This window comes from Mesorhizobium sp. B283B1A (assembly GCF_020165735.1).
Taxonomy (GTDB): Bacteria; Pseudomonadota; Alphaproteobacteria; order Rhizobiales; family Rhizobiaceae; genus Mesorhizobium; species Mesorhizobium opportunistum.
Genome location: NZ_JAIUIQ010000016.1, coordinates 136,586 through 150,942, shown reverse-complemented (window position 1 = coordinate 150,942; position 14,357 = coordinate 136,586). Strand labels below are relative to the sequence as shown.

The following is a 14,357-nucleotide window of genomic DNA, read 5'->3' as shown; positions in this document are numbered from 1 at the left end:
AAACCCGAGCCGAAAACCCCTCCGTATTGCCCTTGCCTTCTCCTCTCACGCCCGGAGATCAATAACGCAACGGGCCCCTTGAGGGGGAGATGTCCGGTAGGACAGAGGGGGGCCTCGTAGAACTCAACGTCTACGATGATTTCGCGAATTCTCATCCGCGCAAATGTGTCACGATTCCAGATACGTGTCCGCCCAGTTCGACACCGCCCAGCGCGGGTTGTTGGCGATGTTGCCAACGGTATCGCGCGCGACGCTGATGAAACTCCATTCGGCGACGTTGATCAGCGGCAGGTCGGCGGCCACCTCCTTCTGGAACTCCTTGTAGAGGTCGGTGCGGGCCGTGGTGTCGAGCGTCTCGGATGCCTTGGCGATGAGCGCATCGAGCGCGTCGTTCTTGTAGCCGCCCTGGTTGGAGAACGGCACGCCGTCGGGATTGCCGCTCTGCACCAGGATGGTTGTCGAGATCGCCGGATCGCCGCGGAACACCGGCGGACCCACCGCAAGGTCGAAGGCGTGGTCGGTGTAGACGGCCCTGATGTGCGCGGCGGAGTCGTTGTTGACGAGCTCCGCGTCGATGCCGATGGCGGCGAGTGCCTGGCGCAAATAGTCGCCGAACTGCTTGGTCTCGTTGAAATATGGAGCGGGCAGGAGCTTGAGCGTAAAGCGCTTGCCGTCCGGGCCTTTCTTGTAGCCGGCCTCGTCGAGCAAGGCGTTGGCCTTGGCGACGTCGAAGGCATAGGTCGGCACGTCGGCGGTGTAAAACTGCGGATCGTTCTTCGGCACCGGGCCGGTGGCGGTCGCGGCATAGCCAAGGAACACGGTCTTGACGACGAAATCCTTGTCGATGGCGTGCGCGATCGCCTGGCGCACTTTCACATCGGCCAGTTCCTCGCGGCGATGGTTGATCTCGACGACGAGCTGATAGGTCAGTCCTTCATAACCCTTGGTGATCACCTTCAGGCCCGGCACCTTGGAGATGCGGTCGAGGTCGGCCAGCGGCACGGCCGAGAAGGCGGCGAGCTGAATTTCCTCGGCTTCCAGCGCGCTTGCCGCCGACGTGCGGTCGGGCAGCACCTGGTAGATGATTTCGTCGAGGTAGGGCTCGTCCTTGCCCCAGTAATCCGTGTTCTTGATCAGCCGGTAATACTGGCCGGCCTTGTACTCGCCGAATTTGAACGGCCCGGTGCCGATGGGCGCGTTGTTGGCCGGGTTGTCCTCAATCTTGCCGACCTCGTAGACATGCTTCGGCACGACGCTGCTCAGCGCCGGCAGCGCGTTGCGGATCAGCTGGAACGGCGTCGGCTTGGCGAATTTGAACACGGCGGTGAGATCGTCAGGTGTGTCGACGCCAGCCAGGTCCTTGAACACGGTGCGCCCGAGATTTTGCAGCGGCTTCCAGATCTGCAGCGCCGAGAAGGCGACGTCGGCCGATGTGAACGGCTTGCCGTCATGCCATTTGACGCCCTCGCGCAGCTTGAACGTCACCGAGAGCCCGTCGGCGGCGCCTTCCCAGCTCAGAGCCAGGCGTGGCGCAAGCCCGTCCTTGCCGTCGAAGGAGGCTTCGGCCAGCGTTTCGACGATCTTGCTGGAGATGAAGAAGACGCCGTTTGAGGCGACGATCGCCGGGTTGAGGTTGCGCGGCTCGGAATCGGCGGCGAGCACCAGCCGGCCCCCCTTCTTCGGTGTCTGCGCCCAGCCAAGTGTCGGCATGGCGGTGGAGGCGAGCAGTATCGCCGAGCCGGCAAGCATTCTGCGTCTGGAAATCGTGAAACCTGACATGATCGAACTCCGTCCTCTCCGCGACCCCACAGGGCGCGCCATACCCCTCGGACGCCTGCGAGCCCGCCGGCATCCTTGCGGCGGCGATTATGAGCCTTGCCAAGGGTTTCGCCAGAGACGGAATTGGCGCATCCTTGCTTGGCTTTGAAATTTCCGTCCGCTGGACCAGTTTGCGGGAAATGGCTCAATTCCATCTATCTGGTAAGACCAGATTTGATGGATATACGGCCGATGACGGCTTGGTGACGGCGCAGTCGCGCTCTTCGCGCATTCTGGCTAGACCAGTGTGGGAAAAATGGTGCAGATTTGATCGACAGCCAGCGGATCGGGACGCGGAGCGGCCTGTGATCCCAGGCAATCCAAGGGAGAGAGAGATGAACATTGCCCCGGGCAAGAGTGCCGTCAGCAAGATCCCGTTCGACCAGGCTAGGGTCGATCGGCTGATGGAGGAGGCCGGCATCGATGTGCTGCTCGCGACCTCCAAGCACAACACGCAATATCTGCTTGGCGGCTACAAATTCATCTTCTTCGCCGCCATGGATGCGATCGGCCATAGCCGCTATCTGCCCATAGTCATTTACGAGAAGGGCGGACCCGATCACGCCGCCTATATCGGCAACCGCATGGAAGGCGGCGAGCACCAGAACAACCCCTTCTGGACACCGACGCTGCATGCCGCCTGCTGGGGCACGCTCGACGCCGCGAACCTCGCCGTCGAACATCTGCAGAAGATCGGCAAGGCGGGCGCGCGCATCGGCATCGAGCCGGGTTTCCTGCCGTCGGACGCCTACACGCTGATCCGCAAGGCGCTGCCGGAGGCCAAGCTGATCGATGCGACCGACATGCTGGAGCGCATGCGTGCGATCAAGACCGATGCCGAGCTGGAGAAGCTGCGCACGGCCTCTGAACTGATCACCGATTCCATGCTGGCGACCATCCAATGGGCGCGCGAGGGCACGACCAAGGCCGAGATGATCGAGCAGCTGCGGCGCGAAGAAACCAATCGCGGGATCCATTTCGAATATTGCCTGCTGACGTTGGGCTCCAGCCACAACCGTGCCGCTTCACCGCAGGCATGGAAGACGGGCGAGGTGCTGTCGATCGATTCCGGCGGCAATTACCACGGCTACATCGGCGACCTCTGCCGGATGGGCATCCTGGGTGAACCGGATGCCGAGCTTGAGGATTTGCTGGCGGAGGTCGAGACGGTGCAGCAGGCTGCCTTCTCGAAGGTCAAGGCAGGCACGCTCGGCGGCGACATGATTTCACACGCCGAGGGCGTGCTGAAGAAATCAAAAGTCGCTGCCTATACGGATTTCTTCGCCCACGGCATGGGCCTGATCACGCATGAGGCGCCGTTCCTGATGACCAACCATCCGGTGACCTATGAAGGCACCTATGCGGCCAAGCCGCTGGAGAAGAACATGGTGCTGTCGGTCGAGACGACGATGCTCCACCCGACGCGTGGTTTCATCAAGCTTGAGGATACACTGGCGGTGACCGAGAGCGGCTATGTGATGTTCGGTGATCGGGGCAGGGGGTGGAACCGAGGTGGGACAGCCTAGCTCGGCGCGGGGCCCCTCACCCGGATTGCCAACCGAATTGCGAAGGGCAATTCGGGGCAATCCGACCTCTCCCCAAGGGGAGAGGAGTTCGCGCCGGCGCTGGCTTCTGTCTCTCCCCTCGGGGAGAAGGTGGCCGCGAAGCGGCCGGATGAAGGGGCCTCCCCGCAAACGCGGAAGCGGGAGGAGAGACTACTCGCCACCCGCCGGAATCAGCCTGAAATCCGGCAGTTCCCGCAAGCCCAGTTCCGGGCCAGCCGGCGAATAGACGACGAAGAGCTGCATCGGTCCGTCGCCTGTGTTCAATGTCGAGTGAAAGCGGCTCTCCGGCACATAGATGGTGCAGCCGGGACCGACCTTCGCGATCACCGGATTGCCCTTCTCGTCCTCGACCATCTGCTCGCCATGGCCCGAAATGACGAAGATGATCTCTTCGGCGCCTGGATGATTGTGGCGGGCGTGGCCTTTGCCGGAGGGCAGGTCGACCACGCCGCCGGAAAAGCGGACAGCGCCGTTCACTTCCGGAGCCACCGTCAGCGACAGCTTGCCCCAGTCGAAGCCGAAGGCGCTGACGTCCTTCGGGTAGACAAACACCTTGCTCTTGTCGATCATCTCTCATCACCCCTTCTTTTTCTTCGCGGCTTTCTCGCTGCCGAGCGCCTTGAAATCGGCAGTCTGCCTGGCGATCGCCGCTTCGGCCGGCAGCCGTTCCATCGAGCTTGCGCCATAGAAGCCGTGCAGGCCCTTGGCTCGCGAGAGAATGTAGCGCGCGTCGTCGGGCATCGAGATCGGGCCGCCATGGCAAAGCAGGATGACGTCCTTGCGCACCGAGCGGGCGGCGTTGGCGATGGCGTCGATCTGGACCACGCAGTCGTCGAGCGACTTGGCCGAGGTGGCGCCGATCGAGCCGCCCGTCGTCACGCCCATATGGGCAACGACGATGTCGGCACCGGCCTTGGTCATGGCGCGGGCCTCGTCGGGGTTGAAGACATAGGGCGTGGTCAAGAGGTCAAGCTTGTGCGCCTCGGCGATCATGTCGACCTCGAGCCCAAAGCCCATGCCGGTTTCCTCGAAACTCTGCCGCATGGAACCGTCGAACAGGCCGATGGTCGGAAAGTTCTGCACACCGGAAAAGCCCATGGTCTTCAGCTCGGCCAGAAGCAGGGGCATGATGACGAAGGGATCGGTGCCGTTGACGCCGGCAAGAACCGGCGTCTTCTTCACCACCGGTAGCACCTCATAGGCCATCTCCTTGACGATCTCGTTGGCATTGCCATAGGCGAGCAGGCCGGCGGCCGAGCCGCGCCCGGCCATGCGGTAGCGGCCGGAATTGTAGATGATGATGAGATCGATGCCGCCGGCCTCCTCGGCCTTGGCCGACAGGCCGGTGCCGGCGCCGCCGCCGACGATCGCCACGCCCTTGTCGATCATTCCCCGGAATTTCTTCAGTATGTCCTTGCGCGGTATGGCGGGCATGTTCTTGGACCTCAGTGTCTGGCGATGTCGAGGAAGGCGGCGGTTGCCGCCTGGGCGAATTCGGGGTCGTTGATGTGCAGCGGCAGGCGGGTGACGCAGCGCGTGTTGTTTGGCTGGATGGTGCGCTCGATGGCTTCGAACAGGACGGCATCGGCCTCCGGATCGAAGAAGGCGCCACCCTTGACGTCGAGCGCCGAGACACCCTTTTCCGGGATCAGGAAATGCACCGGTCCTTCACAGCGGGCGAGCCTGGCGCCGATCCATTCGCCGATCTGGCGGCACTCGTCAGCCGTGGTGCGCATCAGCGTGACGTTCGGATTGTGCTCGTAGAACAGCCGGCCGCGATATCGTTCCTGAATGGTCGAAGGCGCCCAGAAATTGACCATGTCGAGCGCGCCGACCGAACCGACATAGGGCAAGCGGGTGCGCATGATCGCACCGAAACGATCCTGCGTCGCCGGCAGCACGCCGCCGAGCAGAAGGTCGCAGACTTCGGTCGTCGTGATGTCGATGATGCCGGAGAGCAGGCCGCTGTCGGCGAGCTTCTCCATGCTGCGGCCGCCGGTGCCGGTGGCATGGAAAACCATGCAATCGTATCGGGAGCGAAGCTGGTCGGCGATGGCGGTCACGCACGGCGTTGTGACGCCGAACATGGTGAGCCCGATCGAAGCCTTGCCGTCGGGCGGCGGCGCAGGCCGCGCCGCCATGCCGGAGATCGCCTGGGCGGCATTGTGCAGGACGACGCGGGAGAGCCGGTTCAACCCCGCCATGTCGGTCACGGCAGGCATCATGATGATGTCGGAGACATCGACATAGGGTGCGGTGTCGCCCGATGCGAGCGTCGAGACCATGATCTTGGGCAGGCCGAGCGGCAGGGCGCGCATGCCCGACGTGATGATCGACGTGCCGCCGCCGCCGCCAATGCCGATAATCGCGGCGATGTCGTTTCGCGACTGGATGAAGCGGGCGAAGGCGACGCCCATCGCGGCGACGGCGGCGCCGCGATCACTTCCGCCGAGCACGGCGTTGACGCCGTCGGGGTGATGGCCGGAAATTTCCTTGGCGGTGATGTCGACAGGCACGGTCGCGTTGCGCGTTCCGACATCGACACGGCAAACAGCGGCGCCGGTGGCGGCGACCGCATCGGCCAGGAAGGCGAGTTCCTCGCCCTTGGTGTCGGCGGTGCCCACCACATAGATGCGCTTCATGGGCGTTCCCAGGTCATTGCAAATTTTTGAGACGCGCGTATCGTATTGACATGGATGTCTCACGTCAACAAGCCACCGTGCAGGACGACGCCAGCGAGAGAGCCGCGCGCGGACCCCGGGCGCGCACGAAACGGCTGATGCTGGAGACGGCGACGCGGCTGATGCAGGCGGGCGTCACGCCTTCGGTCAGCGAAGTCGCGGAAGCGGCGCAGGTTTCCCGTGCCACCGCCTATCGTTATTTCCCGAGCCAGGCGGCGTTGGTGCAGGCAGTCGTCAACGAGGGGCTCGGCCCGATCCTGACCTGGCAATCAACCTCCCCCGATGCCGGGCGCCGGGTCGCAGAGCTGTTTGACACCGCCATGCCGCGCATCGAGGCCTTCGAGGCGACGTTCAAGGCGGCGCTGAAGCTGTCGCTCGACCAGTGGGCGAGGCGCCAGGCCGGCACGCTGGGTGGCGAGCCGGCTCTCACGCGCGGTCATCGCGTCGATCTTTTGAAGGAGGCGATCGCGCCGCTCAAAGGGCGCTTGCCGCCGCGCGACTTCAAACGCCTGGCGCAGGCACTGTCGCTGATCTTCGGCGTCGAGGTGCTGATCGTGCTGAAAGACATCTGGGGGCTGGATAGCCGCAAAACGATGGCGGTCGCGCAATGGGCGGCTGGTGCGCTGGTGCGTGCGGCGGTCGCGGAATCGATCGATGAAGGAGGCGGTGTCGGTTCAAGGACAGCCGTGAAATAGCACCAATCTGGTGCGACCAGATTTGCATGCCGCCTGTCGATATTAACTCCAGCGCGAGGTGCCAGGCAACACCTGTGCATATCACTGAGTAGGAAAATCATGCGAAAACAGGCAGATAATGTCTGAATCCGGGAGCGCTGAGGATGTCGGGCTCCCAAGAAAGGGCTTGACGCCGACGCAGGATTGGTAATACCAGATTGGATCAGAAAAGTGGATTGAAAGTGAGGGTTGCGATCCATTTTTCCGGCAGGGCGAGGAGGCCGAAACCGGAAAGGTGCGATTACGGGAGGAACTACCAGGGTCGGCTGCGTCGCCGGCTCGCATGACAAGGTAGAACGCGCACAAGGGAGGAAATCATTATGCGCAAGTTAGTGACCAGCGTGCTTGCTGGTATCGGCTTAACGCTTGCCTGCGGAACGTCCGTCTACGCGCAGGAAAAGTCGCTCACCATCTTCTGGGCGGAATGGGATCCGGCCAACTATTTGCAGGAACTCGGCAACGAGTACGAGAAGGAAACCGGCGTCAAGATCACGGTGGAAACCACCCCGTGGTCCGACTTCCAGACCAAGGCCTTCACCGAGTTCAACGCCCATGGCGACGCCTATGATATGGTCGTCGGCGACTCGCAATGGCTCGGCGCCGGCTCGACCGGTGGCCACTATGTCGACCTGACCGACTTCTTCAACAAGCACAAGCTCGGCGAGGTAATGGCACCGGCGACGGTGAAGTACTATGCCGAATATCCGGGCGGAAGCAGCAAGTACTGGGCCATCCCGCTTGAAGGCGACGCCGTCGGCTGGTCCTATCGCAAGGACTGGTTCGAGGATCCCAAGGAAAAGGAAGCGTTCAAGGCCAAGTATGGTTACGACCTCGACGTGCCGAAGGATTTCAAGGCGTTGCGCGACATCGCCGAATTCTTCTACCGGCCGGACCAGAAGAGATACGGCATTGCCATCTACACCGACAATTCCTACGACGCGATGGCGATGGGCTTCGAGAACGCGCTGTTCTCCTATGGCGGCGAACTGGGTGACTATTCGACCTACAAGGTCGATGGTTTCATCAACTCCGACAAGGCGGTCGCAGCGCTCGACGCTTACAAGGAACTCTACAAGTTCACCCCTCCAGGCTGGGCCAAGTCGTTCTTCGTCGAGGACAACCAGGCGATCACCGAAAACCTGGCCGCTATGAGCATGAACTACTTCGCGTTCTTCCCCTCGCTGATCAACGAGGCGTCGAACCCGAACGCCAAGAACACCGGCTTCTTCGCCAACCCTCCAGGCCCGAACGGCGACCAGTTCGCCGCACTCGGCGGGCAGGGCATCTCCATCGTCTCCTACTCGCAGAAGCAGGAAGAGGCCACGAAGTTCCTGGAATGGTTCATCAAGGACGAGACCCAGAAGAAGTGGGCGGCCCTTGGCGGCTATACTTGCAGCGCGGCGGTGCTCAAGTCGCCGGAATTCCAGAACGCCACGCCCTACAACAAGGCCTTCTACGAGACCATGTTCAAGGTGAAGGATTTCTGGGCGGTGCCGGAATACGCCGAACTGCTGCAGCAGCTCAACCAGCGCGTCTATCCCTACATGATCGGCGGGGAAGGTACCGCCAAGGAAACGCTGGACGCTTTGGCGGCCGACTGGAACGCGACCTTCAAGAAGTACGGCCGCGGCCAATAACGATCATGCCTCGCGGAGGGGGCTTGATGCCCCCTCCGTTTCTTTTTCCGCAACCGGGAGCAGGGTCTTGGCGACCACGATGATCACCACGCTGGACAGGTCTTCAAGAGCGGCCGCGCGCGGCCTGAGCGACACTTCCATCCGCAATCTCTTCATCATCCCGACGGTCCTGTTCCTGATCGTCTTCAACATCTTTCCGCTGATCTATTCGCTCGGTTATTCCTTCACCGACTTTCGTGCGTCGACCAATGCGCCGGCGACTTTCGTCGGGCTGCAGAACTATCGCGACCTGCTCAACGACCCCTATGTCTGGTCCAATTTCGCCATCACCGCCAAATACGTCATCATCTCGGTCGCCGGCCAGTTGTTTGTCGGCTTCGGCGTGGCGATGCTGCTCAACCGGGATATCCCGCTCAAGGGCCTTATCACCACGCTCCTGCTGCTGCCGATGATGCTGTCGATGGCTGTTGTCGGCTTGTTCTGGAAGCTTCTCTACGACCCATCATGGGGCGTCATCAACTATGCGCTCGGGCTTGGCAATTTCGAGTGGCTGGCCGATCCCAAGATGGCGCTCTATGCGGTTGCGCTGACCGACATCTGGATGTGGTCGCCCTTCGTCATGCTGTTGTCGCTGGCCGGCCTCTCGGCGGTGCCGAAACATCTCTACGAGGCCGCCGCGATCGACCGCGCCGGGCCGTTCTACACCTTCTTCCGCATCACGCTGCCGCTGGTCGCGCCGATCCTGATGATCGCAGTCATCTTCCGCACCATGGAGGCGTTCAAGACCTTCGACCTCGCCTACATCCTGACCAGCCAGCCGACGGCCGAGCTGATCTCGATCCGGCTCTACAAGATGGCGTTCCAGGAGTGGCAGACGGGGCGTTCCTGCGCGATGGCCTACATCGTGCTGATCATGGTGCTGGCCATTACCAACATCTATGTCAAATACCTCAACAAGGTGAAGGAGCGCTGAGATGGCTGCAGTCCGCACTTCTTCCGAGATCGGCTTCAACCGCGTCGCCATCGTCGCCGTGCTGTTGGTGACGATCATCTTCCTCGCCCCGATCTACTGGATCGCCTCGACGGCCTTCAAGCCGCGCAACCTGGCCACCACCATCCCGCCGACGGTCGTCTTCCAGCCGGAGATTTCACCTTTCGTGAAGCTGTTCACCAAGCGCTCGCAATTGCGCAGTCCGCCGACGCCCGAAGAGTACGCGGCCGCCCCGTGGTGGGAGCGCGTCGTTTTCGACGGCGGCGAGAAGATCGTGCGCGACGGTAAAGGCCAGGTGCAGTGGTCGGGCTATCCGAGCCGCTTCCTGAACTCGCTGATCATCGCCATCACCTCGACCGTGCTGGCGGTCGGCATGGGCACGTTCACCGCCTACGGCTTCTCGCGTTTCAAGGTGAAGGGGGAGGCGGACCTGCTCTTCTTCATCCTGTCGACACGCATGCTGCCGCCGGTGGTGGTGGCGATCCCGATGTTCCTGATGTACCGCGCGGTCGGCCTCAACGACACCCATGTCGGGCTGATCATCCTCTACACCGCCTTCAACCTATCCTTCTCGGTGTGGCTGATGAAGGGCTTCATGGACGAGATACCGAAAGAATACGAGGAGGCGGCACTCGTCGACGGCTATACGCGGATGGAAGCCTTCTTCAAGATCGTGCTGCCGGAGGCGGCCACCGGCATCGCCGCCACCGCCGTGTTCTGCTTCATCACCGCGTGGAACGAATATGCCTTCGCGCTGATCATGACCAATCGCCGTGCGCAGACCGCCCCGCCGTTCATCCCCAGCCAGGTCGGCTCCGGCCTGCCGGACTGGACGGTGATCGCCGCCGGTACCTTCCTGTTCCTGCTGCCGGTCGCCATCTTCACCTTCCTGCTGCGCAATCATCTGCTGCGTGGCATGTCCTTCGGAGCGATCCGCAAATGAGCTTTCGCGCCATCAATCAGAAATATCTGGAGCCAGGCAGCCAGGTGCTGATGGTGCTCGGCATCGTCGCGCTCTGCCAGCCGTGGAACATGCTGCTGCACACATACGGCCTGACCATCATCCTGATCGGGCTGATCGGCTTCAATGTCACCTCGAAGATCGCACCGGAAGACAAGGCCGGTACCGGGCATTCCGGGGACATGCAGGCGCGAAATCCGGGAGCACAGCATTGACCCAGATCGAGCTTCGCGGCGTCCAGAAATTCTTCGGTGCCGTCCAAGTCATCAAGGACCTCAACCTCCAGATCGCCGACAACGAGTTCATCGTTCTGCTCGGCCAGTCGGGCTGTGGCAAGACGACGACATTGCGCGCCATCGCCGGGCTGGAGACGATCGACGAAGGCGATATCCTCATCGATGGCAAACCGATCCAGCATCTGAAGGCGGCCGACCGCGACATCGCCATGGTCTTCCAGTCGTTTTCGCTCTACCCGCATATGAGCGTCTACGAGAATATCGCCTTTCCCCTGCGCGCCACGCGCAAGAGCAAGGCGGAGATCGACAGCGAGGTGCGCTCGGTCGCCAAGACGCTGCAGATAACAGACCTGCTGGCCAAAAAGCCATCGGCGCTGTCGGGCGGCGACATGCAGCGCGTGGCCATCGGCCGGGCGCTGGTGCGGCGGCCGAAGGCCATGCTGATGGACGAGCCGATCGGCGCGCTCGACGCCAAGCTGCGCGAAGAGATGCGGGCCGAGATCAAGCGGCTGCACATCAAGCAGGGCTCGACCACCATCTATGTCACGCACGACCAGATCGAGGCGATGAGCCTCGCCGACCGCATCGTCATCATGCATGAAGGCGTGCTGCAGCAGGTCGGTTCGCCGGACGAGGTCTATTCGCGCCCGGCCAATCTGTTCGTGGCGCAATTCGTCGGCAGTCCGGTGATGAATGTCGCCGACGCGGCGGTGGCCGAAAAAGCCTCGTCCGCATCGGTGACCGTGGGTGATGCGGCCACCGGCTTCGAGTTTCCGCGAGCTCTCCTGTCGAAGCTCAACGGCCATGCCGCGGGTGGGCTGGCACTCGGCATCCGGCCGGAAGGCGTGCTCATCCGCCGTGACGCGGCCGAGGGTTTCATGGCTGTCGAAACGCAGATCGTCGAACCGCTCGGCTCCTTCGACATCGTCGACCTGAAGGTCGGTTCCAAGATGCTGCGCGCGCGCACCAAAAGCGGTTTCGTCGCCGGACCCGGCGAGAAGGTGTTCGCCAGGATCGACCCGACCCAGGCGCATTTCTTCGACAAGGCAAGCGGCAAGTCGCTTGATGTGAGACTCTGATGGCGCATATTCAGCTCAAGAACATCTCCAAGACCTTCGGCAACCACACCGCCTTGGTTGGGCTCGATCTCGACATCGCCGATGGCGAGTTCTTCGTGCTGCTGGGCGAGACGGGTGCCGGCAAGACGACGACGCTGCGGCTGATCGCCGGCCTGGAAAAGCCCAGCGAGGGTCAGGTCTTCATCGACGGCGTCGACGTCGCCGATTGGGGCGCCGCCGAGCGCGACGTGGCGCTGGTGCTGCAGCAATACTCGCTCTATCCGCGCTACACGGTGCGCGAGAACCTCGAATTCCCGCTCAAGCCGAAGATCCGCCGGCTTCCCGATGCCGAGATCAAGGATCGCGTCGACCGCGCCGCGCGCACGCTCAGGATCGAGCATCTGCTCGACCGCAAGACCGACCGCCTGTCGGGCGGCGAGATGCAGCGCGTCTCCATCGGCCGCGCAATCGTGCGCAAGCCGCGCGTGTTCCTGATGGACGAGCCGCTGTCGGCGCTCGACGCCAAGCTGCGCGAGGCGCTGCGCACGGAACTGAAGAACCTGCAGATACAGCTCGGCGCCACCTTCCTGTTCGTCACCCACGACCAGATCGAGGCGATGTCGATGGGCGACAAGGTCGGCGTGCTCAATCATGGCCGCATCGTCCAGACCGGCACGCCGCACGAGATCTACAACAACCCGCGCGACACCTATGTGGCGAGCTTCGTTGGCTCGCCGCCGATGAACCTCATCGACGGCAAACTGGTCGACGGCCGCGCGGTGATGGCACCGCTGAATTTCGAACTGCCTTATTCGGGGGGCGCCAATACTTTGTCGGGACTAAAGGCGAGCGGCGCGACCGACGGCCGCCCGCTCGTCTTCGGTATCCGTCCGGAGGACGTCTATCTGGAAAGCGGCGCGCCGGTCGAGGCGCGCGTCCACGATGTCGAGAATCACGGCGTCGAAAAGATACTGACGCTCAGGGTCGGCGACACGACGCTGCGCGCGACGGTGCCGGCAAGGACCGATGTCGCGATCGAGCAGCCGGTGCGCTTTGCCTGGAACCCGGACAAGGTCGTGCTGTTCGACAAGGGCAGTGGCGTCAGCTTGCGGCACGCCGGATAGAGCGCCCGATCACTTTTCCATGTAGGTCTCGTAAGGGGTGTCGTTGATCAAAAGGATCACGCACTCGGTGTCGGAGAGGCAGGCGTCGTCGTGCATCTCGTTGGCCTTCTGGGTCCAGTAGGACCCGGGAGGCAGTTCGACCGTGGTTGCTTCGCCGCCGTCCATCTGCCAATGCGTCCACAGCCCCTTAATGACCACCGCCCGGTAGTCCGCGGTGTGCGCGTGAACGGGAGCACGCCAGTTGCCCGGGACCTTCAGCAACGTGCCCGCCGGGCCCTTGGCCCGCTCGCCCCACAATGGCCCGAGGCGCTGCGGCTGGCCCGGTGCTTCGGAAACATAGGGAATCTTGTTGGCTGGCAAATAGTTATCCTCGATGGCAAATGCCCGTCCTGAGACGACGAGCATGGTGGCGAGTGCCAGGATTTTCACATGATTTAGCATCAGCTATCCTCCAAAGGCTGATTTGCCGCCGGCCCTCCATTACCGGGCAAACTATTGCATGAGGGCAACTTGGCAAACCGGAATCACCAGCCGTCACGGCCGGCGCATCAGCTGGCCTGGCGGATGTCGGCCTGTTCCTCGGCGCGCAGGTGGCTGGGCGCCGAACCGATGACGCGCTTGAAGGCGCGGCTGAAGGCGGCGTCCGATTCATAGCCGAGACGGGCGGCAACGACCGATATCTTCATCCGGTCACGGACCAGCCATTGCCGCGCCTGATGCATCCTGACCTGGGTGACGTATTTTGCCGGCGTTTCGCCGACGATGGTGGCGAAGCGCTCGGCAAAGCCCGAGCGCGAGGCGCCCATCATCCGGGCCAGCGACTCGACCGTCCAGTCATGGTCCGGTTCGAGATGAATGGCGGCCAGCACGCGGCCGATGTCGCGGTCCCTGACCGCCGCGATCCAGCCGGAGGAGTCGCCGCAGCCACGCTCGACCCATGAGCGGATGACGGTGGCGGCAAGCACGTCGGCCAGCCGCGCCAGGATGCCGCCGGAGCCGACGCGCTCCATCGTCACTTCGCGCGCCATCGAATCCAGCAGGTGCGGAATGCCGGGTTCGTAGTCTTCGAGCTCGTGCGTGCGCATCACATCCGGCATCATCCCGAGCAGGGGATGCAGGCCATCGAGGTTGAAATACATGCTGGCGCAGAACAGCAGCGTGCCCGGCTGGCCATTCTTGTCACACATCTCCGAGTTCGACGTACAATAGACGTCCTTGCAGACCTCTTCGCGGCCGTAGCTGTGAATTGGCCAGGCCTGGGCGCCGGGTTCGCTGGCCAACACATGAGCCGCGCCCCGCGGCAGCAACACCGCATCGCCGGCATTGAGCTGCACCCACTCACCGGAAGGCTGCTTCAGCCAGCAGCCTTTGCGGCCGATGAAGTGAAACCGGGCCGCGGGCTGGGCCGGGAACTGGATCCCCCAGGGCTCTTTCATTGCGCAGCGGCCATACTCGACGCCATCGAGACGCAAGCCGCGCAATATGTCGGTCAGCGCGTCGCCAGTGACCGGAATTTTGGACGAACGGTCAAACATAATGGTGTTTCTAACAT

General features: G+C 62.7%; 14 protein-coding genes. 8 read left to right on the top strand and 6 right to left on the bottom strand.

Annotated elements, in window-relative coordinates:
- Nucleotides 1–168 precede the first annotated feature (168 nt).
- Entirely contained in the window at nucleotides 169–1,779 is a 1,611-nt protein-coding gene (locus LB577_RS16320) for an ABC transporter substrate-binding protein (RefSeq protein WP_224687464.1), read from the bottom strand.
- A gap of 374 nt (nucleotides 1,780–2,153) precedes the next feature.
- On the opposite strand from LB577_RS16320, the gene LB577_RS16315 reads away from it, so the two are divergent.
- A complete protein-coding gene (locus LB577_RS16315) occupies nucleotides 2,154–3,344 on the top strand; it encodes a M24 family metallopeptidase (RefSeq protein ID WP_224687463.1) in 1,191 nt (396 codons plus the stop codon).
- Nucleotides 3,345–3,533: 189 nt separating this feature from the next.
- Here the strand turns inward: LB577_RS16315 and LB577_RS16310 are convergent, their stop codons facing one another.
- The 3 genes from LB577_RS16310 to LB577_RS16300 are packed head-to-tail and all read right to left on the bottom strand — an operon-like array spanning nucleotide 3,534 to nucleotide 6,025.
- Nucleotides 3,534–3,953: a cupin domain-containing protein gene (locus LB577_RS16310; RefSeq protein ID WP_224687462.1), complete on the bottom strand. Its 420-nt coding sequence runs from the start codon at nucleotides 3,951–3,953 to the stop codon at nucleotides 3,534–3,536.
- A 6-nt stretch (nucleotides 3,954–3,959) separates the two neighbouring features.
- Nucleotides 3,960–4,817: a phosphoenolpyruvate hydrolase family protein gene (locus LB577_RS16305; protein ID WP_224687461.1), complete on the bottom strand. Its 858-nt coding sequence runs from the start codon at nucleotides 4,815–4,817 to the stop codon at nucleotides 3,960–3,962.
- A gap of 11 nt (nucleotides 4,818–4,828) precedes the next feature.
- Nucleotides 4,829–6,025 carry a Tm-1-like ATP-binding domain-containing protein gene (locus tag LB577_RS16300; RefSeq protein ID WP_224687460.1) on the bottom strand — a complete coding sequence of 399 codons (1,197 nt, stop codon included), beginning with the start codon at nucleotides 6,023–6,025 and terminating at the stop codon, nucleotides 4,829–4,831.
- Nucleotides 6,026–6,075: 50 nt separating this feature from the next.
- Here LB577_RS16300 and LB577_RS16295 point away from each other — a divergent pair, with 50 nt between their 5' ends.
- The 7 genes from LB577_RS16295 to LB577_RS16265 all read left to right on the top strand — a co-directional run bounded on the left by LB577_RS16295 (nucleotide 6,076) and on the right by LB577_RS16265 (nucleotide 12,805).
- Nucleotides 6,076–6,759 (top strand): TetR/AcrR family transcriptional regulator, encoded by a 684-nt coding sequence (locus LB577_RS16295; RefSeq protein WP_224687459.1) that lies wholly within the window; start codon nucleotides 6,076–6,078, stop codon nucleotides 6,757–6,759.
- 359 nt (nucleotides 6,760–7,118) lie between these two features.
- Nucleotides 7,119–8,435 carry an ABC transporter substrate-binding protein gene (locus LB577_RS16290; RefSeq protein WP_023780617.1) on the top strand — a complete coding sequence of 439 codons (1,317 nt, stop codon included), beginning with the start codon at nucleotides 7,119–7,121 and terminating at the stop codon, nucleotides 8,433–8,435.
- Nucleotides 8,436–8,502: 67 nt separating this feature from the next.
- Nucleotides 8,503–9,408: a carbohydrate ABC transporter permease gene (locus tag LB577_RS16285; protein ID WP_023763961.1), complete on the top strand. Its 906-nt coding sequence runs from the start codon at nucleotides 8,503–8,505 to the stop codon at nucleotides 9,406–9,408.
- A 1-nt stretch (nucleotide 9,409) separates the two neighbouring features.
- Nucleotides 9,410–10,369: a carbohydrate ABC transporter permease gene (locus LB577_RS16280; RefSeq protein WP_013892904.1), complete on the top strand. Its 960-nt coding sequence runs from the start codon at nucleotides 9,410–9,412 to the stop codon at nucleotides 10,367–10,369.
- Entirely contained in the window at nucleotides 10,366–10,602 is a 237-nt protein-coding gene (locus LB577_RS16275) for a hypothetical protein (protein WP_013892905.1), read from the top strand. Before LB577_RS16280 ends, LB577_RS16275 begins: the two co-directional genes overlap by 4 nt.
- Entirely contained in the window at nucleotides 10,599–11,702 is a 1,104-nt protein-coding gene (locus tag LB577_RS16270; protein ID WP_023763963.1) for an ABC transporter ATP-binding protein, read from the top strand. Before LB577_RS16275 ends, LB577_RS16270 begins: the two co-directional genes overlap by 4 nt.
- Nucleotides 11,702–12,805, top strand: coding sequence for an ABC transporter ATP-binding protein (locus tag LB577_RS16265; RefSeq protein ID WP_224687458.1), 1,104 nt, complete (start codon nucleotides 11,702–11,704; stop codon nucleotides 12,803–12,805). Before LB577_RS16270 ends, LB577_RS16265 begins: the two co-directional genes overlap by 1 nt.
- Nucleotides 12,806–12,814: 9 nt before the next feature.
- Here the strand turns inward: LB577_RS16265 and LB577_RS16260 are convergent, their stop codons facing one another.
- On the bottom strand, nucleotides 12,815–13,246 hold the full coding sequence (locus LB577_RS16260) for a DUF4437 domain-containing protein (RefSeq protein WP_224687457.1): 432 nt from the start codon (nucleotides 13,244–13,246) through the stop codon (nucleotides 12,815–12,817).
- A gap of 107 nt (nucleotides 13,247–13,353) precedes the next feature.
- The gene (locus tag LB577_RS16255) at nucleotides 13,354–14,340 is read right to left on the bottom strand and encodes an AraC family transcriptional regulator (RefSeq protein ID WP_224687456.1); all 987 of its coding nucleotides are present in this window, start codon (nucleotides 14,338–14,340) and stop codon (nucleotides 13,354–13,356) included.
- Between the last annotated feature and the right edge of the window lie 17 nt (nucleotides 14,341–14,357).

What these genes read in the sequence shown, in the direction of transcription:
- LB577_RS16290 (WP_023780617.1), top strand. Translation starts at nt 7,119, where the DNA reads ATGCGCAAGTTAGTGACCAGCGTGCTTGCTGGTATCGGCTTAACGCTT.
- LB577_RS16255 (WP_224687456.1), bottom strand. Translation starts at nt 14,340, where the DNA reads ATGTTTGACCGTTCGTCCAAAATTCCGGTCACTGGCGACGCGCTGACC.
- LB577_RS16320 (WP_224687464.1), bottom strand. Translation starts at nt 1,779, where the DNA reads ATGTCAGGTTTCACGATTTCCAGACGCAGAATGCTTGCCGGCTCGGCG.
- LB577_RS16315 (WP_224687463.1), top strand. Translation starts at nt 2,154, where the DNA reads ATGAACATTGCCCCGGGCAAGAGTGCCGTCAGCAAGATCCCGTTCGAC.
- LB577_RS16295 (WP_224687459.1), top strand. Translation starts at nt 6,076, where the DNA reads ATGGATGTCTCACGTCAACAAGCCACCGTGCAGGACGACGCCAGCGAG.
- LB577_RS16260 (WP_224687457.1), bottom strand. Translation starts at nt 13,246, where the DNA reads ATGCTAAATCATGTGAAAATCCTGGCACTCGCCACCATGCTCGTCGTC.
- LB577_RS16305 (WP_224687461.1), bottom strand. Translation starts at nt 4,817, where the DNA reads ATGCCCGCCATACCGCGCAAGGACATACTGAAGAAATTCCGGGGAATG.
- LB577_RS16300 (WP_224687460.1), bottom strand. Translation starts at nt 6,025, where the DNA reads ATGAAGCGCATCTATGTGGTGGGCACCGCCGACACCAAGGGCGAGGAA.
- LB577_RS16310 (WP_224687462.1), bottom strand. Translation starts at nt 3,953, where the DNA reads ATGATCGACAAGAGCAAGGTGTTTGTCTACCCGAAGGACGTCAGCGCC.
- LB577_RS16280 (WP_013892904.1), top strand. Translation starts at nt 9,410, where the DNA reads ATGGCTGCAGTCCGCACTTCTTCCGAGATCGGCTTCAACCGCGTCGCC.
- LB577_RS16265 (WP_224687458.1), top strand. Translation starts at nt 11,702, where the DNA reads ATGGCGCATATTCAGCTCAAGAACATCTCCAAGACCTTCGGCAACCAC.
- LB577_RS16275 (WP_013892905.1), top strand. Translation starts at nt 10,366, where the DNA reads ATGAGCTTTCGCGCCATCAATCAGAAATATCTGGAGCCAGGCAGCCAG.